This window comes from Jeotgalibaca sp. A127, assembly GCF_052266745.1.
Classification (GTDB): Bacteria; Bacillota; Bacilli; order Lactobacillales; family Aerococcaceae; genus Jeotgalibaca.
The window spans coordinates 1-23,663 of the sequence record NZ_JBQPRC010000018.1; the positions used below are offsets into that span (position 1 = coordinate 1).

A 23,663-nucleotide genomic window follows, 5' to 3' on the forward strand; every position below is an offset into this window, starting at 1 on the left:
TGCGTGTCGGCTTAATGTGCATCCGTTAGGATGCCCTGCACGTTTGGTTCGTTCATTCTTTGTTCAGTTTTCAAAGGTCAATCCGTTATCACGTGTTACGTGATGTTTCGTTCGTGACAACTTCTTAATATTATCACCTGCGCAACTCTTTGTCAACACTTTTTTAAAATTTCTTTTTTTGTGTTTTCCATGAAGTGCTCGCGGCAACTTTTATATAATAGCATCTGCAAAGAGCACGGTCAAGTGTTTTTTGAAAATTAATTTTATTACCGTGCACTAATTATTATGCCACAAATAAAATCAAAGTCAAGGAAACGCTTTCTTTTTTTAAACATTTTTTGAAATCCTTTAAAGCTAGCGTTTTTGTCCGTTAAAATTTAAACATACTCATCAAATAAATAGCCACAAAAAAGGGTGAGACAAAAGTCTCACCCTCGTTCCGATATACGAATATCTGTATTATAAACGTGCGACAACAGGCAGCCCCGACGTCCACTTCACGAATAATGCTCAGATGGCCTGCGACCATATTGCGCTTATTCGCTCCAGTGATTCGGGGCTAAACGCCTGTTGTCCCACTCTTCTATCTATTCTACTGAATATTTATTTTCCACACGGCTAAACCACAACGAAAAAATTGTTCCAATAATAAACATGACAACTGAAAATACAAGGGCTGATCCAAAAGTTAACCCTGATTCTTGCAATCCTCTTTGGGTCATTGATGGAAATACCGTCGTTGGAAAAATTGCCAGTGAGGATCCAACGACCATGCCTAGAATGAAATGATACATTTTAGAATAGTATTTAAAAAACAACCAGTTTGCCAGCTTCGCAAAGAAAATGACACACGCCACTACTCCGATACCTAATGGAATGATTACACTAAAATCAAATGCAGATATACCTGCGGCCATTTTGTCATATAAACCAAAATAAATCAGGAAATTACTCGGGCTCATACCTGGTACGATTACACCAAGACCAATCAAGATACCAGAGAATATCCATGCTAAGAAACTTGGCTGAACGGCAGTTAAACTCGCGCTTCCCATCAACATGATCAAGAAAATGGCAACCGCTGAAAGTACAAGTGTTAGCCAGTCTCCATTATTACGACCTTCTTTACCCGCCGTTTTAAATAATGATGGGAAAGTTCCTGCTACGAATCCAATAAAGAGACACGTAAACTGAGCAGCAAATTTTCCGAAAGCTTGTTCAACAAACAAGGAGAATAGAACGACACCAAGAACGCCACCTATCCCAACCGGAATAAAGTAAAGCACATTTTCCTTAAAATGTTGTTTCATATTTCCTAAAAATTTTAATAAGGGGTCATAGATATTAAATATTACAGCTAGTACACCACCTGAAAGACCAGGCAAGATGGCTCCTACTCCAACTGCAATTCCCTTAAGAAAACGGACGAACCATTTTTGCGGATTATCTTTAGCTAAAACCATGCTTTTTTCTTCCATTTATCTCACCTTTACTACTTATTCGAGAAAGTCCTCTTAACTATTATATAGAAATATCCATTTTTGGAAAGATAAGAATTTCTTTCATAATAAAAAAATGGTTTTTGGCTTTTTTCGCTTATATATATGTAGAACGATTTTGAGAGGTGGAAAAAGATGAGTCATTTTTATTTTTTTATGTTAGGTAGCGCCTGGGCATCCTTTCTTTATCTGCTAGCCATTCGAATTCCTAAAGGCGATATGATAGGGTGGTCGCGTTCGGAGTGCGACACTTGCAGCAAAAAACTAGGGGCCTTTGACCTTGTCCCTGTTTTCTCCTATCTAAGGAATGGAGGCCGGTGTCGGTACTGCTATAGCCGAGTGCCAATTACTTATCTACTATATGAATGCGTTGGAGGCCTGATTACCCTATTCATTTTTAATAAATATACGGGTGAACGATTATTACTGAGTCTCATTCTTTATTCAATCCTTTTTCTAATGGCGGCTATTGACCACCACTACATGATTATTCCTGATACATTGCAAATTATCCTTTTTTCCCTGTCGTTTCTGGATCCTGGTTCTCTCCAGTCATTACTCGGGGCTATTACAATGCTTATTATCACAGCCCTAAGTTCCATAACTATTAAAGACGGGCTTGGTGGCGGGGATATTAAATTCCTGATGATTGCCGGTTTTTACCTTGGACCTGTCCCAAGCACTTGGTTATTATTTATGGCTGCCCTTCTAGCTCTGATTAGCTTCTTCTTTAAAAAATCCTTACAGGAACCTATACCTTTTGGACCTTATTTAATCGGTGCTTTCTTCGTCATAAAAGAGTTCTTTCAATGAACACTCCCCACTTAAGTCCTGACGGATTTTGAAGTCGGGGTTGCTTGTGGCCGTGTCAAGGATGCAATGCGAAAGTAGGGACCATTGAGGCTTGCAAGGCTCATGGCAGTACACAAGCAAACACGGAGGCCGAAGGGCATTTCCTTCACCAACACCAGATAACCAAGAACCAAAAAAACACCCGAACCTATTCGTTAGAATAGATTCGGGTGTTTTCCTTTTTTACTCTGCCAATGTATCTGTGTCCGTTTCAGCAGGTGGTGCAGTCGAAATGCTATAAGCACTTGCTGTTCCAGCGTTTACTGCTTTTGGTGACATCTTACGGTAACGTGACATTCCTGTACCAGCAGGAATAGCCTTACCGATAATAACATTCTCTTTCAGACCTAGTAGGTCATCGGTCTTACCACGTAATGCAGCATCTGTTAGGACACGTGTTGTTTCCTGGAAGGAAGCAGCTGATAGGAAGCTGTTTGTTTCCAAGGAAGCTTTCGTAATACCCAATAGTACTGGACGTGCCGTTGCAGGCACTTCACCAGCTTTGATGCTCGCTTCGTTACGATCAGTAAAATCAGCGATATCCATCAATGTACCAGGCAAGATTTCAGTTGAACCTGGATCCATGATACGAACTTTACGTAACATTTGACGAACCATTACTTCAATATGTTTGTCGCCGATTTCTACCCCTTGCATACGGTAAACTTTTTGAACTTCACGTAGCAAGTAAGTTTCAACAGACAATACATCACGAACACGTAGCAATTCTTTCGGATCGATTGACCCTTCAGTCAATGCTTCCCCACGGTGAACGTAATCACCTTCAGCTACTTTCATACGAGAAGTATAAGGAATTGCGTATGTACGTGTATCCGTAATACCCTTCACGGTTACTTCTTTAGAACGTTCAGCAGCATTTTCATCAATAGAGATCACTTCACCCGTTACTTCCGTAACGATTGCTTGCCCTTTTGGATTACGCGCTTCGAAAATTTCTTGGATACGAGGCAAACCTTGTGTAATATCGTCTCCGGCAACCCCACCCGTATGGAATGTACGCATGGTCAATTGTGTACCCGGTTCACCGATGGATTGCGCTGCGATCGTACCAACAGCTTCTCCAACTTCGACTTCATTACCAGTTGCCAAGTTCATACCGTAACAGTGTTTACATACACCGTGACGTGTATTACATGTGAAGACAGAACGGATGGTAACTTGTTCGATACCCAGTTCCACAATTTCACGTGCCAAGTCTTCTGTGATTAATTCGTTGTGTCCAACTAATACTTCCCCAGTTTCAGGGTTTAAGATTGATTTTTGAGCATAACGGCCAATCAAACGCTCTTCCAAGGATTCGATAACTTCGTTTCCTTCACGAATAGCCGAGATATTCAAGCCACCGTCTGTTCCACAATCATCATCACGAACGATAACATCTTGTGCAACGTCAACCAAACGACGTGTTAAGTAACCGGAATCGGCAGTTTTCAAAGCCGTATCCGTCATCCCTTTACGGGCACCGTGAGTTGAGGAGAACATTTCCAAGACTGTCAAACCTTCACGGAAGTTTGAGATAACCGGTAACTCCATGATTTTACCTGATGGAGAAGCCATCAAACCACGCATACCCGCTAGTTGCGTAAAGTTGGAGATATTACCACGGGCTCCGGAATCCGACATCATGAAGATTGGGTTTTCTTGACGCAAGGATTCAATCAGTCTGATTTGGATTTCGTCTTTAGCAGCGTTCCATGTGTTAATGACACTATTGTAACGTTCATCATCGGAAATCAAACCACGACGGAATTGTTTTGAAATCGCATCAACTTGCGAGTGAGCTTTATCGATGATTTCTGCTTTAGATTCCAATACCAAGATATCAGCAATACCAACCGTAATACCTGAACGAGTAGAGATTCGGTAACCCAAGTCCTTCATCTTATCAAGCATACGTGATGTTTCTGTGACATGGTATTTTTTAAATACAGCAGCGATAATGTTTCCAAGATTTTTCTTCTTGAATGGTCCCACAACTTCTTGTTGTTCGATATGTGCTTTTATGTCTGTACTTGATTCAACAAAGTACTTATCTGGTGTTGCTTCTTCAAGGTTTGCTTGCGTTGGTTCGTTCATGTATGGGAACTCTTCCGGCATAATCGCGTTGAACATTACTTTACCAACAGTCGTAATCAAAATTTTGCCTTTTTGATCTTCTGTCCAAGGTTTACCTGGTAAAGATTGTGTATTCAAACCAATACGCGTATGTAGATGTACATACCCATTCTCATAAGCCATATCAACTTCATTTGGATTAGAGAAAATCATACCTTCTCCAACTTTTCCTGCTTCTTCCATTGTTAGATAGTAGTTACCCAAAACCATATCCTGAGATGGTGTAACAACTGGTTTACCATCTTTAGGGTTCAAAATGTTTTGTGCAGCCAGCATCAACAAACGTGCTTCAGCTTGAGCTTCTTCACTCAACGGAACGTGAACAGCCATTTGGTCACCGTCAAAGTCGGCGTTGTAGGCTTCACACACCAAAGGATGCAGACGGATTGCTTTACCCTCAACCAATACAGGTTCGAAAGCTTGGATACCCAATCTGTGCAACGTAGGAGCCCGGTTCAATAGAACTGGATGTTCACGGATAACTTCTTCCAGGACATCCCATACATCGTTGTCCATACGGTCAATTTTACGTTTAGCACTTTTGATGTTTCCTGCCAACTCACGTTGCACAAGTTCTTTCATCAAGAATGGTTTAAACAATTCTAATGCCATTTCTTTTGGCAATCCACATTGGTACATCTTCAAGAAGGGACCAACTACGATTACAGAACGACCAGAATAGTCAACACGTTTACCCAACAAGTTTTGACGGAAACGACCTTGTTTCCCTTTCAACATGTGAGAAAGAGATTTCAATGGGCGGTTACCAGGTCCTGTAACAGGACGGCCACGGCGACCATTATCGATCAAAGCATCAACCGCTTCTTGTAGCATCCGCTTTTCGTTTTGAACGATAATGTTTGGAGCGTTTAGGTCCAACAAACGTTTCAAACGGTTGTTACGGTTGATAACACGACGATACAAATCGTTCAAGTCACTCGTTGCGAAACGGCCACCTTCCAATTGCACCATCGGGCGAATATCTGGAGGAATAACTGGAACAACATCCATAACCATCCATTCTGGTTTGTTACCAGACGAACGGAACGCATCCAGGATATCCAAACGGCGAATTGCACGCGTACGTTTTTGACCTGTTGCTGTTTTCAATTGTTCTTTTAGTTCTTCACATTCAGTTTCCAAATCAACACGTTGCAAGAGTTGCTTAATTGCCTCTGCACCCATAGCTGCCTGGAATCTGTTTCCATATTGCGCACGTTTTTCACGATATTCGCGCTCAGTCAGTAATTGTTTAGCTTCCAGTGTTGCATCACCTGGATCAATAACAACATAACTAGCGAAGTAAATGATTTCTTCCAATGCACGCGGACTCATATCCAATACAAGACCCATACGACTTGGAATACCTTTGAAATACCATACATGTGTTACGGGTGCTGCTAGCTCGATATGCGCCATACGTTCACGACGAACTTTCGAACGCGTTACTTCAACACCACAGCGGTCACAAACAATTCCTTTGTAACGGATACCGTTGTACTTGCCACATGAACATTTCCAGTCTTTTTGAGGGCCAAAGATTCGCTCACAAAACAGACCATCTTTTTCTGGTTTCAGTGTTCTGTAGTTAATTGTCTCTGGTTTTTTAACTTCTCCGTAAGACCAGCTACGGATTTTGTCAGGTGAAGCCAGAGTAATTTGCATTTGTTCAAAATTATTAACATCTATCAAGGGGCTTCCCTCCCTTTTCTGTTGAGCTGCCCTATATGCTCGTCTTGCTTACGAAATGCACCGAAGTGCCAGAAGGGAATTACCCTTCTCGGCCTTCTGTGTCATCTTTTTTAACTTCAGTTTGTTTGCTCAAACGTTCGAAATTCACAACTTCGTCTTCATCATCCATGTCGCGTAATTCAATTTCTTCTCTGTTCTCATCTAGAACTTTCATGTCTAAACCAAGAGCTTGTAACTCTTTAACAAGAACGCGGAATGATTCAGGTACACCTGGTTTTGGAATTGGTTCGCCTTTAACAATTGCTTCATATGTCTTCACACGACCTACAACATCATCAGACTTGTAAGTCAAAATTTCTTGAAGTGTATAAGCAGCACCGTACGCTTCCAATGCCCAAACTTCCATTTCCCCGAAACGTTGTCCACCGAATTGCGCTTTACCACCCAATGGTTGTTGTGTAACAAGGGAGTATGGTCCAGTTGAACGTGCATGCAATTTGTCGTCGACCATGTGGGATAGTTTCAAGTAGTACATGACACCAACGGAAACGCGGTTATCAAATGGTTCACCTGTACGTCCGTCATAAAGGATTGTTTTCGCATCCCTTGCCATACCTGCTTCTTCTACTGTACCCCAAACATCTTCCTCGTTCGCACCATCAAATACAGGTGTTGCGATATAGATGCCTAATTGACGAGCAGCCATACCCATATGTAATTCCAGAACTTGTCCGATGTTCATACGTGAAGGTACCCCTAATGGGTTCAACATGATGTCAACTGGTGTTCCATCTGGCAAGTAAGGCATATCTTCTTCCGGCATAATACGGGAAACAACCCCTTTATTACCGTGACGTCCAGCCATCTTGTCACCTTCGTTGATTTTACGTTTTTGAACGATATAAACACGTACCAACAAGTTCACACCTGGCGATAATTCGTCACCCGCTTCACGTGTAAACACTTTTACATCGTGAACGATTCCGCCACCACCATGAGGAACACGTAGGGAAGTATCACGTACTTCACGTGCTTTTTCACCAAAGATCGCATGTAACAAACGTTCTTCTGCAGAAAGTTCAGTTACCCCTTTAGGAGTTACCTTACCAACCAAGATGTCGCCATCACGAACTTCAGCTCCGATGCGGATAATTCCGCGTTCGTCTAAATCTTTCAAAGCGTCTTCCCCAACGTTAGGAAGTTCGCGTGTAATTTCTTCAGGTCCAAGTTTTGTATCACGAGCTTCTGATTCATATTCTTCAATATGAATCGATGTATAAACGTCGTCTTTAACAAGACGTTCGTTCATGATAACAGCATCCTCGTAGTTGTACCCTTCCCAAGTCATGAAGGCTACCAAGATGTTTTGGCCAAGCGCCATCTCGCCGTTTTCCATTGAAGGTCCATCAGCCAGGATATCGCCTTTTTCTACTTTATCACCAACGCGTACAATCGGGCGTTGGTTGTAGCAAGAACCCGCATTTGAACGTTGGAATTTGATTACTGTGTATTTATCCAATGATCCGTCTTCGCGACGTACCCGAATTTCAGAAGCATCTAGATATTCAACCACACCATCATTTTCACATAGAAGTGCTGCCCCAGAGTCATGTGCGGCTACGTATTCCATACCTGTTCCGACAAACGGTGCTTTAGGGTTAATCAAAGGCACAGCTTGACGTTGCATGTTGGCACCCATCAACGCACGGTTGGAGTCATCGTTTTCCAAGAAGGGAATACATGCTGTCGCAACAGCAACTACCTGTTTAGGGGAAACATCCATATAGTCAACGCGTTCGATAGGAACTTCCAAGTTATCATGAATATAACGCGCCATTACGATATCATTCGCAAAGCTTCCATCTTCATTTAAGATAGAGTTCGCTTGTGCAACAACAAATTTATCTTCTTCGTCTGCTGTTAAATAATCAATAATATCTGTTACTTTATGTGTATTCCAGTCAACACGACGGTAAGGCGTTTCGATAAAACCATACTCGTTAATCTTCGCATAAGAAGACAAACTGTTGATCAGACCAATGTTTGGTCCCTCTGGCGTTTCAATCGGACACATACGGCCGTAGTGGGAATAGTGAACGTCACGAACTTCATAGCCGGCACGATCACGTGTCAAACCACCGGGTCCAAGAGCAGATAGACGACGTTTATGCGTCAACTCACTCAATGGATTTTGTTGGTCCATGAATTGAGATAATTGGGAAGACCCAAAGAACTCTTTAATGGAAGCTACTACTGGACGGATGTTGATCAATTGTTGAGGGGTAACAGTGGAAATGTCTTGAATCGACATTCTTTCACGTACCACACGTTCCATACGGGACAAACCGATACGGAATTGATTTTGCAACAACTCACCTACTGAACGAATACGACGGTTACCCAAGTGGTCAATGTCGTCCGTATTTCCCAATCCTTCATACAGATTGAAGAAATAGTTGATAGAAGCAAAAATATCTGCTGTTGTCAGGTTCTTGATTTCAGTAGCCACTTCACCGTTTCCGATGATGTTCACTTCTTTTTCAGGGTCTACTTGTGAGTAAACTTTAACAACTTGGATACGTACTGGTTCAACAACCACACCATCTTCTGAAGGTTGTAAAATAACTTCATTTAGTCCGTTATCCAAGTATGGCGCAAGTTTATCCATTACTTCACGGTTTAATTCAGTTCCTTTTTCAGCCAAGATTTCTCCTGTTTCAGGATCAACCAATGTTTCAGCAAGGATTTGGTTATATAGTCTTGTTTTAATGTTTAGTTTCTTATTTAGCTTGTAGCGACCTACAGGAGCTAAATCATATCTTCTTGGGTCGAAGAAGCGTGCATAAAGTAAGTTACGAGAGCTCTCTGCCGTTTTTGGTTCACCTGGACGCAGACGTTCGTAAACATCTTTCAATCCTTCTTCAACACGAGAGTCGGAAGAAACTTTGTGAACATCTTTTTCAGCAGTGAGTTTCAAGCTGTCGTTATTACCAAAAATTTCAAAAATTTGGTCATCTGAACCAAATCCAAGGGCACGGACCAAAACAGTCAAAGGAATCTTTCTCGTACGGTCGATACGTACATAAGAGATGTCTTTTGCATCTGTTTCGAATTCCATCCAGGCACCACGGTTAGGAATCATTGTGTTACCAAATGTTTCTTTACCATTTTTATCAATCTTATTATGGTAGTAAACACCTGGCGAACGAACCAATTGAGAAACAATGACACGTTCTGCCCCATTGATGATGAAAGTACCCATATCTGTCATAAGTGGGAAATCACCGAAGAAAACTTCTTGGTCCTTGATTTCGCCCGTTTCTTTATTGATCAGACGTAGTTTCACATAGATTGGCGCTGAGTAGTTAGCATCGTGTGAACGTGCTTCTGTAACGGTGTACTTAGGTGTTTGCAATTCGTAATCCAAGAATTCCAAAGCCAAGTTTCCTGTGTGATCTTCAATCGGAGAAATGTCAGCAAACATTTCTTTAAGTCCTTTATCCAAGAACCATTTATAAGAATCCGTTTGAAGTTCAATCAGGTTTGGAAGCTCTAATACTTCACTGATACGTGAATAACTTCTGCGGGTACGGTGTTTACCGTAATTGACATTATGTCCTAACAACTTCTTCACCCCTTATAAATTTGACGCAAGTTATATATTACATTTCTGTTACAAATGTTACGAATTTCTAACAAGTGACTGTAAAACCCGGTTTTTTGGCAAAAAAAAACCAAAAGAGCGATGCAAATTCCTGGGAAATTGTTCTCTGTCTTTTGTTTTATGCCTGAAAAACGCGATTGGACAATATTTCAATCACATTCTTCTATTTATTTCTTATGCGTCTACAGTATTACATATTATACCTATCTAAGCATTCTATGTCAAGCATCGCTTTCTTTGGTACTTTGGATAATCCAGTATCCTTTGTCACGCGCGATAATTTCTGCATTACCAAAAACTTCTGTCATTTTATTTTGGGCACTTGGTGCACCTTGTTTCTTTTGAATGACGGCAGTCAACGTTCCTCCTGGCAAGAGATAAGCATAGCCTTCACTCAAGATTTGATGAACGGTTTGTTTACCTGCCCGGATTGGCGGATTGGTTACAATAGCTGCAAAACGATTGGTTCCTTCGACGTTGTCATAAACAGACGAACTATAAATTTTGATATTTTTAACCTGATTGGCTTGTGCATTTCTTTTCGCCAAGCTTAAAGCACGTTCATTTACATCTACCATTTCGACTGTCGTATTTGGGTAAGCTGATGCGAGTGCTAAGCCAATAGGACCATAGCCACAACCAACATCCAAAATCGGACCACTGATTCCTTCTGGATATTCAAACGAGTCAATCAACAAACGCGACCCAAAGTCGACTGTATTTTTTGAGAAAACGCCTGAATCGGATGTAAAGCGGAACTCTTTGTCACGCAGACGAAAACGCCATGTTGCTTCGTCACTTTGAATAGACGGATTTTTTGTGTAGTAATGATCGGACATACTATCACTCCTTTTACAAAAAGAAAGGCCGGAACATATGTCCCAGCCTTAAAATTATCAGAAACGAGATTACTTCAATTCTACAGAAGCGCCTACTTCTTCAAGTTGAGCTTTCATAGCTTCTGCGTCTTCTTTAGACAAACCTTCTTTGATAACGCCAGGAGCGCCATCAACTAGAGCTTTAGCTTCTTTCAAGCCTAGGCCTGTAGCTTCACGAACAACTTTGATAACTTTGATTTTGCTATCTCCAGCAGAAACCAATTCTACGTTAAATTCAGTTTGTTCTTCTTCAACAGCTGCACCAGCTGCTGCTGCTGCCATAGGTGCTGCTGCAGTAACTCCAAATTCTTCTTCAATTGCTTTTACAAGATCGTTTAATTCTAGAACTGTTGCTTCTTTAATATCAGCAATAATTTGTTCAACATTCAATGCCATTATAATTTCCTCCGTTTATGTTAGTTTATTTTTTTTAATGGGTAATTCTGTTTTTACGATGCAATTAGCACGCTATTAAGCAGCATCTTTTTCGGATACAGCTTTGACAGCCAATGCAAAGTTGCGCATAGGTGCTTGCAATACTGAAAGTAGCATTGACAACATTCCTTCGCGGTTTGGCAATTTAGCAAGAGCTTCAATTTCTTCTTTAGAAGCAACTTTACCCTCGATAACGCCACCTTTGATTTCAAGTTTCGGTGCTGTTTTAGCAAATTCAGCCATGATTTTAGCTGGTGCTACAACATCATCTTTACTGAAAGCAACGGCTGTTGGGCCTTTGAAGATATCTTCCATACCTTCTAGTCCTGCAGCAACTGCAGCACGAGAAATAATAGAGTTTTTCAAAACTTGCATTTCAACGCCAGCTTCGCGCAATTGTTTTCTTAGTTCTGTCACCTCAGCAACAGTAAGTCCTAAGTAATCAACTACAACTACAGAAGCAGATTCTTGCATTTTGCCAGTAGCGATTTCTACAAGTTCTTGTTTTTTAGCGATAGCAGCTTCACTCATCTTATCGTTCACCTCCTAAGTTTCTGAATAGAGTTTTTGTAAAAACAAAAAACTCTATGCCACCTAGACATAGAGGATCCGTGTAATTCTCAACTGGATTCTTCCTCGGTAGGATGATTAAGGCGCAAGCCCCCTACTGTCTTCGGTAAGACATATATTAACCTTGATGATTATAGCAAAGATAACCATCAAGGTCAAGATGCTTTATAAAATTATTTTACTACAGAAGATGGATCAACTTTAACACCAGGTCCGAATGTAGAAGCTACACTCAAGTTTTTGATGTATTGACCTTTAGCTGCAGATGGTTTAGCACGCAATACAACATCGTGGATTGTTTGGAAGTTTTCCACCAATTTTTCGTTGTCGAATGATACTTTACCGATTGGTACATGGATGTTACCTTGTTTGTCAGCACGGTAAGTTACTTTACCAGCTTTGATTTCTTCAACAGCTTTAGTTACATCCATTGTAACTGTACCAGTTTTAGGGTTAGGCATTAGGCCTTTAGGTCCCAATACGCGACCCAAACGTCCAACAGTACCCATCATGTCAGGTGTTGCAACGATAACGTCGAAGTCAAACCAGCCACCTTGGATTTTGTCAGCCAATTCGTTTTCGCCTACGTAGTCTGCTCCAGCTGCTTCAGCTTCTTTAGCTTTGTCACCTTTTGCGAATACTAATACGCGTTGTGTTTTACCTGTACCGTGTGGCAATACTACTGCTCCACGGATTTGTTGGTCGTTTTTACGAGTGTCGATTCCTAGACGGTATGCAACTTCAATAGTTGCATCAAATTTAGCGAAGTCGACTTCTTTAACCAATGCAACTGCATCGGCAGCAGAATATAGAGTTCCTTTTTCTACTTTTTCAGAAGCAGCAAGGAATTGTTTACTTTTTTTAGCCATGATTTTTCCTCCTTGATTGTGGTTTTAACGGTTTTACCTCCCACTGGTAACCTTTGCTTTCATGAGAGCAAAGAGTTCCATGAGAAGCTGCTGTCTAGATTAGTCTTGAACAGTAATACCCATTGAGCGAGCAGTACCTTCGACCATACGCATAGCAGCTTCTACGTCTGCTGCATTCAAATCTGTCATTTTAGTTTCAGCGATTTCTTGTACTTGTGCACGAGTTACAGAACCAACTTTTTTCTTGTTTGGCTCACCAGATGCTTTGTCCAAGCCAGCAGCTTTCTTCAATAGAACTGGAGCTGGTGGAGTTTTTGTGATGAAAGTAAATGAACGGTCTTCAAATACTGTGATCACAACGGGAATAATCATACCTGCTTGGTCTTGTGTACGAGCGTTGAACTCTTTACAGAATCCCATAATGTTCACGCCAGCTTGTCCTAGAGCAGGACCTACCGGTGGAGCTGGAGATGCTTTACCTGCAGGAATTTGCAACTTAACTAATTTCATAACTTTTTTAGCCACGATACATACCTCCTTGATTGTCCGTGATGTGGTTTAATGGGGTTTAAGATTTCCCCTCCCACACATTTCGATGCGCCTAAACGCACCTGTGCATTATAAATTGTTTTTAAATGATTGTCAACAATTTCTCAAAAAATAAAATGATTATTTCATTTTATCAACTTGGTCGTATTCAAGTTCAGCAACAGTTTCCCGGCCGAACATTTCAATCAATACTTTCAATTTACCTTTTTCGGAATCAACTTCTTCAACGACACCTGAAAGACCATTGAATGCTCCTTCAACAATCGTCACGCTCTCGCCTTTTTCGAATTCGATTTCACGCGTACGTGTACTCAAGCCCATACGTTTCAAGATCCAATCTATTTCTTCTTGCAACAACGGTGCTGGCTTGCTACCTGCGCCGTGAGAGCCTACAAAACCTGTTACTCCTGGCGTATTACGAACAACATACCAAGATTCATCGGACATGATCATCTCAACCAAAACGTAACCCGGGAATGTTTTTTTGATTTTTTTCTTCTCTTCGCCATCTTTGATTTCTACTTCTTCCTCTTCAGGAACAACTACCCGGAAAATATAATTTTCCATGTTCATGCTTTGAGCACATGATTCAATATTCAATTTGACTTTATTTTCATAGCCAGAATACGTGTGCAGTACATACCAATTTTTTTCCTGTTCTACTGTTTCCACTTTTCCCACTTCTTTCTGTGTATGATCCTATGTTTTTTTGTATTAAAAAAAACCTTTCATTGCGGGAAAGGTTCTTTGTGCGCTCTTATTATAGCAAAGTAACGGTCAATTTGCCACTGAAATTCGATTACAAGCTCATGACTAAATCAAGTAATTCAACTACACCAAAATCGACAACCGCAAAGAAGGCCGCAAACAGCAGAACTGTTACAATAACGGTGTTGGTGTACTTCGATAGTTCCTTGCCTGATGGCCAAGTTACTAGTTTCATTTCATCTCTAACACTCTTTAAGAAATTCACGGGGCACCTCACTTCTTTTTAATGGGTTATTTTGTTTCTTTGTGTAATGTGTGAATACCGCAGTAACGGCAGAATTTTTTAACTTCCAGACGTGTCGTGCGACCTTTTTCGCTAGGTGTAATGGTATAATTTCTCGAACCACATACGGTGCAAGCTAACGCTGCTCTCTTTTGTACCACTGTCGCTCACCTCTTCCTAATCTAATGTTGCATACCCCTCTAATAGTAGAGGTCACAGACTTCCTTGTCAACTAAAAAATGATACCCAAAGTTAGTAAAATAATCTGCGTAATATGGATAGCAACCAAGTTTACTAGCGCCAAAGCAAAGGTCTCGCTCTTCATTTGTTTCGCTTTAAAGAGGCGAATATTTTTTTGGACAAGGGGGAATACCAAGAAAACACCCAACATCCATGGCGTCATCACGCGAAGAATGACTGCTAATCCAATAGAAACAAAAACACCATAGTAAAGGATGCCATACAATTTCACCGCAGTCGGCTTGCCTATATAATAGGTAAGTGTGTAACGATGGTTACTCACATCTGTTTCAAAATCACAAATATTATTCGCCAGCATAATGTTCGCAATCGTAAAAACAAGTGGCAACGAACTCAAGAAAACAGCCAATACTCCCACTAAATCTCCTTCAATAGCGAAGCGCGGCCAAGCGATGGAGACCGATGCCAATGCGTTGTTTGGGACATTGATCAAAACGGCAATAAAGAAAATACCGAATCCCATCGTTAAACCGGATAACACTTCTCCTAAGGGCATCCGCGAAATAGGAAACGGGCCGAATGTATACAAAATCCCTACCGCAAAGCAAATCGCTCCAATCACTAGCAACAACAAGCTGGTGCGGTAAGTAATGATTAGGCCGATCATGGTCGCAAACGCAATCATGCCAACAATCATTAAGGTAACTTTACGAACGGATAAGCCTTCCCTACCCAACACATTCTCCTCGTCACGATAAACGAGGTTTTTAGCTTTCACATAATCCATCGTATTGTTGATGGCTGTTGTCGCCATATCAAAAACAATCATGGCAACGAAGAACAACAGCGTGTTAATTCCATCGAAAGAATCAAAGTAATATAATGCATAAAGAATTCCCAGCGAAAACGGGAAGATACTGGCTAATTTTGTTCTGATTTCAACCAGTTCCAAAAAAATCGAAAGTGACATACGAAACCCCCACTACTCTTCTACTATTTTATAATCCTCGTTCCGCAACTCGAAATTATCCTTCAAGCCATCAGACAGATAGACCTCTTTATCTTTTGTAACAAAAACCGCCTCAATATCATTGCGCCCGTTAACGTAATCCAAGCCTTCCTCAACCCCAAGCGCAAAAACCAAGGTCGAGGTCGCATCTCCGTCTACAGACTTTTCGGAGATAATGGAAACACCAGCAATTTCATTATCGAATGGATAGCCCGTTTCCGGATTCATCAAGTGATGATAAACTTCACCATCCACTTCTAAAAACCGTTCATAGATACCAGACGTTACAATCGAACGATTGCTTTGCTGCGTTGAGCCAATGCTTTCACCCCGCTCTGCAAACGGATCTTGAATCCCTACATTCCAAACATCCCCATCTCGAACAGGCGAAGCCCCCATCACAAAAACATTACCGCCTAAATCAATAATAGCCGTAGTCACATTTTCAGATTCGAATAACGCTTTTACTTCATCAGTAATGTACCCTTTAGCTATGGCACCCAAATCCATTTCCATGCCTGGTTCTTCGAAATAAACAGAACGTTCTTCGTCATTCAAAACCACTTTGTTGAAATCAATTTTTTGCAGAGCTTCATCTATCTCTGCTTGGCTCGGTTTACGGGCATCGTCGAATCCAATACGCCAAAGATTGGTAATAGGGCCGATTGTATAATTGAACTGACCATCCAATGAATCACTATAATCAGCAGCGATACTAATCAATTCATAAACTTCTTCTGAAACAACAACCGGTTCTTGACCAGCCGCTTTATTTATTTTGGATATTTCGGATTCGGTTGTTTCGCCGGTGATTTTGTCAGCTAAATCTCTTACGAGCGCGAATCCCTCTTCAATGACGTCTTCTTTCCCATCATCATAAATACTGAGACTGACATAAGTTCCCATCAGAAACTCTGTATCATTATAGGCTTGTGTGTTTACCTTGCCTTCGTTCCCGCATGCACTTAAGAAAACGAGCACACCAACGACTCCCAACAGATGTCGAATAATTTTCATATAATTTCTCCTAATTGTCTTTTCGCCAATTTTAACACACGAAAAAGGTAGGAACGAGTGTCTGTTCCTACCTTCTATCATTATCGTCACTATTAAATTAGTTGTCGATTTCGATTGTTTCTGTGTTTCCTTCTTTAGCTGCATCAATCAATTGTTGTGCATATTCTTTGAACATATCAGAAGAATGTGTAGCACCTGAAACAACTTCCACTTCAGAAGCATCTTGTTTTTCAACCAATTGATTATTTAATTCTGGAAGGTATTCTTGTGGGCCAACGCCAACTTTTTCAGACATTCTGTCTTGGTAAGCTTGGTCTTCAGATTTCAATTCGCCAGCTTCGTTTTTGTAGTCATAATTTGATTCAGTGATTTCGCCACCTTCAACTACCATTGTGAAGTCAACTTTCCAACCATTTTCGTCTAGATTTTTTTGAACCAATGTATATGTTCCATCTTGAAGTTCTGATGTCGCTACTTCAGATGTTGCTTCAGATGATTCCTCAATAACTTCAGACGCTGCTTCAGATGAAACTGATTCTTCTGTAGTTGTGTCGCTGCCGCAAGCTGCAAGCAACAATGTTGATGCTAAAGTTAGTGACCAAGCTGTCATTTTTTTATTTAGAGCCATAAGGGAAATACCACCTTTATTATTTTTGTTTTTTGCGAACCTTTCATCCTCCTGATAAAACGTTCACAAATGATTACAAGATAATATTACCATTACAAAAAGTAAGATGCAACCGAAATCAAATAACTTTATGAAATATTTCATTAACTAACAGTATTTTTTCATTTAAATTTAATATAAAAACAAGAAAGCCTATTATAAAGGCTTTCTTGTTTTAGAACTCTCGTGATAACATTTGCTCAGTAATTAGCGATAGCGTTTTTTTCGTGTCGCTTTCAGGCAGTTTTTCTATTTGTTTAAGCGCTTTTTTTGTGTATTTGACTGCTAAAGCTTTTGCTTCGTCTAGACCACCGCTCTCAATCACAATTTCGTAAATTTTGTTTACTTCTTCATTTGTGATTGCTTCTCCTTTTTCCAAAAGCGGATGAATTTCCGATCCTCGCTTCATTTTGGCATAAATTAAAGGAGCAGTATAGATACCATTACGAACATCTTGCAAGATTGGTTTCCCGGTTTTGTTATCGTCCGCCGCATAATCCAGGATATCATCAGTGATTTGAAATGCCATTCCGATATTACTGCCAATTTGGTATGCTTGTTGGGCGAATCGCTGCCCATACTGGGTATCGTACGCCCCCGAATAGCAACTCAATCCAAACAATTGGGCGGTTTTCCCTTGTATTTGGCTCAAATAGTCACGCATCCGCATGTTGCTGTCATACTTACGATCCATCTGATTCAATTCACCAATTAGGATTTTTTCCATTCCCTCAGTATTTAGTTGCAGACTGTTCGCCTCGCCGATATTATTTTGGAGCAGACGGAAACAAATCGTGAATAAATAGTCACCTGCATAAACTGCAACCCGATTGCCATAGGCACTGTTCAACGTTTCTTGCCCCCGTCGTTTAGCCGACTCATCAATGACATCATCGTGAATCAATGTAGCCATATGCAAAACTTCGAGTGCGGCCGCAGTTGCTCGCGCTTTGCTCTCATCTCGTTTATCGGAAAACTGGGAAAACAACAAACTGTATGCGGGGCGTAATAATTTTCCTCCCGAGAATAACATTTCTTTTATTTTATGTTGTACTTCTTTATTTTTGATGGTTATTTGATTATCAATTAGCGATATGGTTGCTTCTAACTCATGTCGCAGGGCAGGATAGGCATCCCACATTGGATGTACCTTCATCTAACTTTCACACTCCCTGAATTACCTTAAAGATAGGACATCGATTTCATTGTTGTTCTCAACTGGACTGTCAGACCGAACTTCCACCAGCATTTTATGCGGCAAACATAAAATCGTATCCCCTACTTGGTCTACTGCCGCCATTCTTACGCAAACTTGGTCCGAACAAGTGGCTTCTGTCATTTTTACCGACATACCCGTGCGGACGAGAACATTTTCATGTCCATGTTCATCTTTATAATGATACGTTTCCGTTTCACCATCATCCACTAAATCAAACACGTGGACAACATCTCCATCAACTTCCACAACCGCCTGTAAATTTGTTTGATCCGCGGTCGCTTGAACATAGGTAAAGACGCCTAAAGGCAAAAACGAACCCAACATCAATAACAGAACGACAATAATATCGCCACGCCTAATCATTTTTATATATTTCATCATTTCGATGTAATCCCTTCACTTCTTAGTTGGCTTCACTATATACGAAAAATGGAGGCAAAGGCAAGTTTCCCCACCTCAACCTCCATTGTTTTTCTATTATTTATTGACGCCCACTTCATAAATGGACTTGATGTCACCATACCACCACTTGCCTAGTTTCTTGGAAATCCAAGGAATGACATAGTAATCCAATCCAAAGGCACGACCTGATCCGTTCATCAAGCTAATTGCTACAGGAACGAACCACATATTAACCCAATAGAACATGCCTGTTAAACTGAACATTGCGACCAAACCGACTGTCAAAGCACTTACTAACCATGTGAACAGACCGAAAATTAATGCTAAACCAATCGCTATTTCCAACAATGTCATCATTTTTTGCATGAACAATGCCATTTCTACGTTTGGAACCATGAATTTCATGATGCTTTCGAACCAACCTGGCATTTTATCAAGAACCATCATTGGCTCCTCGCCGTAAACATAGTTTAGTCCAAACACTGTATGCGCCACTTCTTCAACTGCTTCAGATGCACCAGATGCCGGGTCTTGTAACCAGGAGAACGGCATGGTTACTTCATCACCAAACCAAGAAGTTGTTCCAGCGAAACCAAACATTTTCTTCAAACCTTCCCATAACCACATGGATCCATAGAAGACACGTAGTGGCAAGTTCCAAAGAACGTTACCGTAGCGAGACAAGTGTTTGCGGAAAATACTACGTCCGTCACGAATATGGAAGAATTCGTGGTGGATGTATTTCACGAAATAGAAGATGGAACCAATCGTTAGGAAGTAGAACAAGTTGATTAAGTGTTTTACAGCCATTGCCACAAAACCGCTCAAGTGGATTTTATCCATCAAGTAAGCAACACCGTAACGAGAACCAATCGAAATCATGAACCCTTGATAATTACCTTTGTGCGCAACTTTTTCTGTTCCTTCGATAGTAGCAATAATATTTTTAGCTGCTGTATGTCCGGTTTGTTCAGCGTTTTGAACGATTTGCGGAACAGGTTTGTTATCATTTTCTGGTTCTTCGTAGTAAACGATGTCCCCGGCTAAATAAACATCTTTTGCACCTTGTGCTTCCATGTATTTATTAGCAATCAGTCGACCAGCGCGGCCTTTTTCGATTCCGTATTCTTCAACATCAGAGTTTGCTTTAACCCCTGCTGTCCAAATAAGGGTATGGGTTGGGATAACTGTTCCATCAGAAAGTTCGATACTGTTTTCAGTAACGTTGGCAACACCGTTACTTTTAACGATGTTAACACCATTTTTGATCAAGTATCTTTCCGCTTTAGAAGATTCTTTCTCAGTAACAACACCCAAGATGATTGGTGCGGCTTCAACTAAGTGGAAGCTGAATTCGTTTGGATCTAGTTTGTTGTCTTTTGCTAGACGATCTTTCCATTCCATTAAGTCACCGATCATTTCCACACCAGTAAACCCGGCACCGGAAACAACCATTGTCAACATTGCTTTACGTTTTGCTTCATCATGCTCAATTGCCGCTGCTTCAACGGTATCCTTGATGTGACGACGCAATGTATTTGCATCTTCCCATGACCATAATGTGAAGCCATGTTCAGCAACACCTGGAATGTTGAATGTATTTGGTTCTCCACCCATTGCCAAGATTAGGTGGTCGTAATGGAAAGTTGATTTCTGCGTTGTAACAACTTTCTTTTCTTTATCTAAATGAGTCACTTCATCTGTTACGATATCAACGTTTTTGTTACGATTGAATAAACGTTGCAAGTCGTATTGGATTGCATCGGGCTCTACACGTCCAGCTGCAACTTCATGAAGTTCAGTCATGTACGTTTGGTAGGAGTGACGGTCAATCAACGTAATTAAAACGTCATCATTTTTCTTGAAATGCTTAGACAACTTTTTAGTTGCCGCAACGCCAGCAAAACCGGCACCGATTACAACAATATTAGTCTTTGCCATAATTTCTTCTCCTTAATATATCTATCTATGTAAATAATTGCACAAAATAATTCACTTACTAAAAATCACTTACCAAAACATTATAATTTACTTGTGAAAAGAAGTCCAATGTAATTTAAGTTTCTAGTCTTTTTTTAGAGCATTCTCATATTGAGACGTTTTTCTAATAAACAACTAACGAAAAAGGAGCTGGATTCACTCCAGCTCCTTAAATTCAGTCGTATATTGTGCATCGTACCACATGCGGGTTAAACGATCTGATTTAGCTTCTTCTCTTTGGAAGGTTTTAATGGTTACGACATGTTCCATCAAGTAGTTAGCCGCTATTCCTACCGCTATCCCCGAGAAAATTCCCGTTAAGGCTAAAACCGGTAAATAAAGCATCACACCGAATGATTGCGCAATGGTACTTGCCACAACCAACTGGCCCACATTATGCAGAATACCTCCAGTTGCACTGACGCCGATAAGACTCACATGTTTCGGTCCCAATCTCCGCACTGACAACATCCCGAAGTAACTCAAGAACGCTCCGGCAAAACTATAAAGGAAAGTCGACAATGTCCCACCTAATAATGTTGAAATCAAAAGTCGCATCCAAACCACTTTCAAACTGTCCCTGGAAGGTAAGGTAAAAATGGCCAAAATTGTGATAATATTTGCCAGTCCCAGCTTCGCACCCGGCGCAAAGGCAAATGGAAATGGAATCGAGCGCTCCAATAATGTAATGACGACACCTTGAGCGGCTAATAATGCGATATATATAAGTCGTGTATTTTTTTTCATAATCAGTACCTTTACTATTCATCGTTCTTTAATAATGAAACTGGCAAAAATTGCCAGAAGTGAGTCACTTAAGTTTAGCATAACTGAAGAACGAATAATATTAATCCCATACAAAAATAAAAGCTAGTGCTTTTGGCACCAGCTAATTATATGTCTGAGGTTGAATTATTTTAGATTATTTGGAGCAGTCTAAATTAAATTGAATTGAATTTTTGTCTACAGCGTTCAATTGCGTTTTTCACCCTTATGTATTCTACTTCCAACTCATCCGCAATGGCTTTTATTGACAAACCTCTGATGAATAAGAGATAAACCTCTTTTTCAAATTTCGAAAGAAGCTCACCATAGTCACGATACGCCTCGCGTAAAGCTAAAACATGCTCAGGCGTCTGATAATCTTTGAACTACCCCCACCTACACTATCGCTTAGAGGTGGGGGATTCCTACGAACACCGGAGTATCCCCCGGTTCTCTTAGTAGGCTATCCCCGCAGCTTCCTGCGGTTAGAAGCCTCATGGCTTCGTTTTTGAGATTGATGCTTGCGTTCAGATCCCGGTCATGGTGGGCACTGCATTGCGGGCAATCCCATTCCCTGACGGCGAGATTCTTTACGTCTTTGTTTTGATAGCCACAACACGAACAAAGTTGGCTGGAAGGAAAGTTCCGGGCGACGGCGACGACTTGCTTGCCGTACCATTTCGCTTTGTATTCCAGCATCGTCCGGAACTGCGCCCAGGATGCTTCGGCTATCCCTTTTGAAAGCCTTTTGTTCTTCAGCATGCCGAACACCTGCAAGTCTTCGATTCCGATGACGTCGTGGTTTTTGACGATTTCGGTCGAAATCTTTTGCAGGTAATCGGCTCTGGCATGACTGATTCGTTCATGGATCCGGGCGACCTTGACACGCTGCTTCTGATAGTTTTTCGATTCGGAAAGCTTGCGTCCGTCCTTCTTGGCCTGTTCCCTACGCCGGGAAAGGGTTCTTTGCTCACGGGCCAGTTTCCGCTCCTGTTTGCGGAAAAAGCGTGGGTTTCCGTAGACGGTCTCGTCGGAAATGACGGCAAAATCCTTCAAGCCGATATCGATCCCGCAAACGGAACCCGTTTTCGGCAACGGCTGAACCTCCGCCTCGACCAAAAGGGAAACGTAGTAGTTGCCCGACGGGTTCCGCCGAACAGTGGCGCTCAAGATCCGACCGGCGACTTCCTTGGACTTGGCGAACCGGACCAGCCCCAACTTGGGCAGCTTCAGCCTGTTCGCCAAAACGGCGATGTTCCCGTTGGTCTGTCTGGTCGTGTAAGACTGGACCGGATTCCGTTTGCTCTTGAACCGCGGGGCAGCGTTCTGTTTTTTGAAGAAGCGGTCGTAAGCATCACTCACGTTCCGCACGGCTGATTGCAGGGCGACGCTGTCCACCTCCTGCAACCAGGCGGTTGCCGGATCTTTCTTCAACACAGGTAGCCCGGCGGAACAGGTGCTAAAACTCAGTCCCTTTCCTGTTTCTTTGTAGGCTTTTTGCCATTCGGACAGGAAGTGGTTGTACACAAAACGGGAACAGCCGATGGTCTTCGCGATCAGGATTCGTTGCTCTTTGGTGGGATAGAGACGGAATTTGTAGGCTTTGTGGATGCGCATTTTTTTCACCTTCTTTTGTAACCCATAATACACGAACAAACGTTCTTCATCAAGCGGGGAAGTGTCTAGAACGCAAAGAATAACTTAGAAAAATGTAGGCTAACGCCTTCTCATTGGGAGATGCCCTTTTCATTCCTTGAAGCGAGATTTTTCTGGCAAAAAATGATTAAGGGCTACATATGAAGCCAATTTAGTACCATTGAGTTCTGAGGACAAAATATCTTTATTCGAAACGATAAAATAATCTAACAAACATGTCATATAAAGTTTATAAAATAAGTATGTAGATGTTCTTAGATAAGTGGCACCCCTAAAAGTAATAATAAAGAGGGTGATATCACTCAAACGCTTTATTTGGATTTCTATAAGAGTTGAGCTGATTCTTCATTCAATTCGTCTATGAACAGATTGAGTATCTGAAAAAATAAGTATACCTATCATACCCCCGCACGATGTGTTCAAGAGAAAATTTGAATAACAAAAACGGAGTTTTTGAGTGAATCTTAGAAACTCCGTTTTTATATAGTTTGATTTGTCAATTTAAGCTAGACAAAGTAGATTCGTCTAGGTAACTCAAAAATACTTCCAGTGGCGTCTGGTATGCCAAGGATTTTCGTGGGATGTTATTTCGCTTGTTTGCAACCGATGAAA

Annotated in this window: 20 protein-coding genes, 1 pseudogene and 1 other annotated feature; of the genes and pseudogenes, 1 reads left to right on the plus strand and 20 read right to left on the minus strand. The window is 41.2% G+C overall.

Annotated elements, in window-relative coordinates:
* Positions 1-587 precede the first annotated feature (587 nt).
* Positions 588-1,478, minus strand: coding sequence for a DUF368 domain-containing protein (locus tag ACTVAI_RS11395; RefSeq protein WP_443486717.1), 891 nt, complete (start codon positions 1,476-1,478; stop codon positions 588-590).
* 156 nt (positions 1,479-1,634) lie between these two features.
* On the opposite strand from ACTVAI_RS11395, the gene ACTVAI_RS11400 reads away from it, so the two are divergent.
* The gene (locus ACTVAI_RS11400) at positions 1,635-2,312 is read left to right on the plus strand and encodes a prepilin peptidase (protein ID WP_443486718.1); all 678 of its coding nucleotides are present in this window, start codon (positions 1,635-1,637) and stop codon (positions 2,310-2,312) included.
* Positions 2,313-2,534: 222 nt separating this feature from the next.
* On the opposite strand, the gene rpoC is transcribed toward ACTVAI_RS11400, so the two are convergent.
* From rpoC to ACTVAI_RS11495, 19 genes and pseudogenes are all read right to left on the minus strand, one after another.
* Complete coding sequence (gene rpoC, locus ACTVAI_RS11405) at positions 2,535-6,179, minus strand: DNA-directed RNA polymerase subunit beta' (protein ID WP_443474221.1); 3,645 nt, start codon at positions 6,177-6,179, stop codon at positions 2,535-2,537.
* A 79-nt stretch (positions 6,180-6,258) separates the two neighbouring features.
* Positions 6,259-9,804, minus strand: a complete 3,546-nt coding sequence (rpoB, locus tag ACTVAI_RS11410; RefSeq protein ID WP_443486719.1) for a DNA-directed RNA polymerase subunit beta — start codon at positions 9,802-9,804, stop codon at positions 6,259-6,261.
* Positions 9,805-10,064: 260 nt separating this feature from the next.
* Positions 10,065-10,682 carry a class I SAM-dependent methyltransferase gene (locus tag ACTVAI_RS11415; protein ID WP_443474223.1) on the minus strand — a complete coding sequence of 206 codons (618 nt, stop codon included), beginning with the start codon at positions 10,680-10,682 and terminating at the stop codon, positions 10,065-10,067.
* Positions 10,683-10,751: 69 nt separating this feature from the next.
* Positions 10,752-11,117 (minus strand): 50S ribosomal protein L7/L12, encoded by a 366-nt coding sequence (gene rplL, locus ACTVAI_RS11420; RefSeq protein WP_443474224.1) that lies wholly within the window; start codon positions 11,115-11,117, stop codon positions 10,752-10,754.
* Between the two features lie 75 nt (positions 11,118-11,192).
* A complete protein-coding gene (rplJ, locus tag ACTVAI_RS11425; RefSeq protein ID WP_443474225.1) occupies positions 11,193-11,687 on the minus strand; it encodes a 50S ribosomal protein L10 in 495 nt (164 codons plus the stop codon).
* Between the two features lie 36 nt (positions 11,688-11,723).
* Positions 11,724-11,851, minus strand: a sequence feature (ribosomal protein L10 leader region).
* A 48-nt stretch (positions 11,852-11,899) separates the two neighbouring features.
* Positions 11,900-12,595, minus strand: coding sequence for a 50S ribosomal protein L1 (gene rplA / locus ACTVAI_RS11430; RefSeq protein ID WP_443474226.1), 696 nt, complete (start codon positions 12,593-12,595; stop codon positions 11,900-11,902).
* Positions 12,596-12,694: 99 nt separating this feature from the next.
* Entirely contained in the window at positions 12,695-13,120 is a 426-nt protein-coding gene (gene rplK, locus ACTVAI_RS11435; protein ID WP_443474227.1) for a 50S ribosomal protein L11, read from the minus strand.
* A 144-nt stretch (positions 13,121-13,264) separates the two neighbouring features.
* Positions 13,265-13,816 carry a transcription termination/antitermination protein NusG gene (gene nusG, locus ACTVAI_RS11440; protein WP_443486720.1) on the minus strand — a complete coding sequence of 184 codons (552 nt, stop codon included), beginning with the start codon at positions 13,814-13,816 and terminating at the stop codon, positions 13,265-13,267.
* A gap of 127 nt (positions 13,817-13,943) precedes the next feature.
* Complete coding sequence (gene secE / locus ACTVAI_RS11445) at positions 13,944-14,117, minus strand: preprotein translocase subunit SecE (RefSeq protein WP_443474229.1); 174 nt, start codon at positions 14,115-14,117, stop codon at positions 13,944-13,946.
* A gap of 26 nt (positions 14,118-14,143) precedes the next feature.
* The gene (rpmG, locus tag ACTVAI_RS11450; RefSeq protein WP_443474230.1) at positions 14,144-14,296 is read right to left on the minus strand and encodes a 50S ribosomal protein L33; all 153 of its coding nucleotides are present in this window, start codon (positions 14,294-14,296) and stop codon (positions 14,144-14,146) included.
* Positions 14,297-14,367: 71 nt separating this feature from the next.
* Positions 14,368-15,306: a 1,4-dihydroxy-2-naphthoate polyprenyltransferase gene (gene menA / locus ACTVAI_RS11455; RefSeq protein WP_443474231.1), complete on the minus strand. Its 939-nt coding sequence runs from the start codon at positions 15,304-15,306 to the stop codon at positions 14,368-14,370.
* A 12-nt stretch (positions 15,307-15,318) separates the two neighbouring features.
* Positions 15,319-16,362, minus strand: coding sequence for an FAD:protein FMN transferase (locus ACTVAI_RS11460; protein ID WP_443486721.1), 1,044 nt, complete (start codon positions 16,360-16,362; stop codon positions 15,319-15,321).
* A 97-nt stretch (positions 16,363-16,459) separates the two neighbouring features.
* A complete protein-coding gene (locus ACTVAI_RS11465) occupies positions 16,460-16,990 on the minus strand; it encodes an FMN-binding protein (protein ID WP_443474233.1) in 531 nt (176 codons plus the stop codon).
* A gap of 214 nt (positions 16,991-17,204) precedes the next feature.
* On the minus strand, positions 17,205-18,185 hold the full coding sequence (locus tag ACTVAI_RS11470) for a polyprenyl synthetase family protein (protein ID WP_443474234.1): 981 nt from the start codon (positions 18,183-18,185) through the stop codon (positions 17,205-17,207).
* A 21-nt stretch (positions 18,186-18,206) separates the two neighbouring features.
* Positions 18,207-18,629: a NusG domain II-containing protein gene (locus ACTVAI_RS11475; protein ID WP_443486722.1), complete on the minus strand. Its 423-nt coding sequence runs from the start codon at positions 18,627-18,629 to the stop codon at positions 18,207-18,209.
* Positions 18,630-18,725: 96 nt separating this feature from the next.
* Complete coding sequence (locus ACTVAI_RS11480) at positions 18,726-20,591, minus strand: FAD-dependent oxidoreductase (protein WP_443486723.1); 1,866 nt, start codon at positions 20,589-20,591, stop codon at positions 18,726-18,728.
* Positions 20,592-20,786: 195 nt separating this feature from the next.
* Complete coding sequence (locus ACTVAI_RS11485) at positions 20,787-21,377, minus strand: Gx transporter family protein (RefSeq protein ID WP_443474237.1); 591 nt, start codon at positions 21,375-21,377, stop codon at positions 20,787-20,789.
* Between the two features lie 426 nt (positions 21,378-21,803).
* A complete protein-coding gene (gene tnpB, locus ACTVAI_RS11490) occupies positions 21,804-23,012 on the minus strand; it encodes an IS200/IS605 family element RNA-guided endonuclease TnpB (RefSeq protein ID WP_443486724.1) in 1,209 nt (402 codons plus the stop codon).
* 535 nt (positions 23,013-23,547) lie between these two features.
* A pseudogene (locus tag ACTVAI_RS11495) lies at positions 23,548-23,663 on the minus strand (IS30 family transposase); the annotation flags it as partial.

What these genes read in the sequence shown, in the direction of transcription:
- ACTVAI_RS11395 (WP_443486717.1), bottom strand. Translation starts at nt 1,478, where the DNA reads ATGGAAGAAAAAAGCATGGTTTTAGCTAAAGATAATCCGCAAAAATGG.
- ACTVAI_RS11400 (WP_443486718.1), top strand. Translation starts at nt 1,635, where the DNA reads ATGAGTCATTTTTATTTTTTTATGTTAGGTAGCGCCTGGGCATCCTTT.
- ACTVAI_RS11415 (WP_443474223.1), bottom strand. Translation starts at nt 10,682, where the DNA reads ATGTCCGATCATTACTACACAAAAAATCCGTCTATTCAAAGTGACGAA.
- rplL (WP_443474224.1), bottom strand. Translation starts at nt 11,117, where the DNA reads ATGGCATTGAATGTTGAACAAATTATTGCTGATATTAAAGAAGCAACA.
- rplJ (WP_443474225.1), bottom strand. Translation starts at nt 11,687, where the DNA reads ATGAGTGAAGCTGCTATCGCTAAAAAACAAGAACTTGTAGAAATCGCT.
- rplA (WP_443474226.1), bottom strand. Translation starts at nt 12,595, where the DNA reads ATGGCTAAAAAAAGTAAACAATTCCTTGCTGCTTCTGAAAAAGTAGAA.
- menA (WP_443474231.1), bottom strand. Translation starts at nt 15,306, where the DNA reads ATGTCACTTTCGATTTTTTTGGAACTGGTTGAAATCAGAACAAAATTA.
- ACTVAI_RS11460 (WP_443486721.1), bottom strand. Translation starts at nt 16,362, where the DNA reads ATGAAAATTATTCGACATCTGTTGGGAGTCGTTGGTGTGCTCGTTTTC.
- ACTVAI_RS11465 (WP_443474233.1), bottom strand. Translation starts at nt 16,990, where the DNA reads ATGGCTCTAAATAAAAAAATGACAGCTTGGTCACTAACTTTAGCATCA.
- ACTVAI_RS11470 (WP_443474234.1), bottom strand. Translation starts at nt 18,185, where the DNA reads ATGAAGGTACATCCAATGTGGGATGCCTATCCTGCCCTGCGACATGAG.
- ACTVAI_RS11475 (WP_443486722.1), bottom strand. Translation starts at nt 18,629, where the DNA reads ATGATGAAATATATAAAAATGATTAGGCGTGGCGATATTATTGTCGTT.
- ACTVAI_RS11480 (WP_443486723.1), bottom strand. Translation starts at nt 20,591, where the DNA reads ATGGCAAAGACTAATATTGTTGTAATCGGTGCCGGTTTTGCTGGCGTT.
- ACTVAI_RS11485 (WP_443474237.1), bottom strand. Translation starts at nt 21,377, where the DNA reads ATGAAAAAAAATACACGACTTATATATATCGCATTATTAGCCGCTCAA.
- tnpB (WP_443486724.1), bottom strand. Translation starts at nt 23,012, where the DNA reads ATGCGCATCCACAAAGCCTACAAATTCCGTCTCTATCCCACCAAAGAG.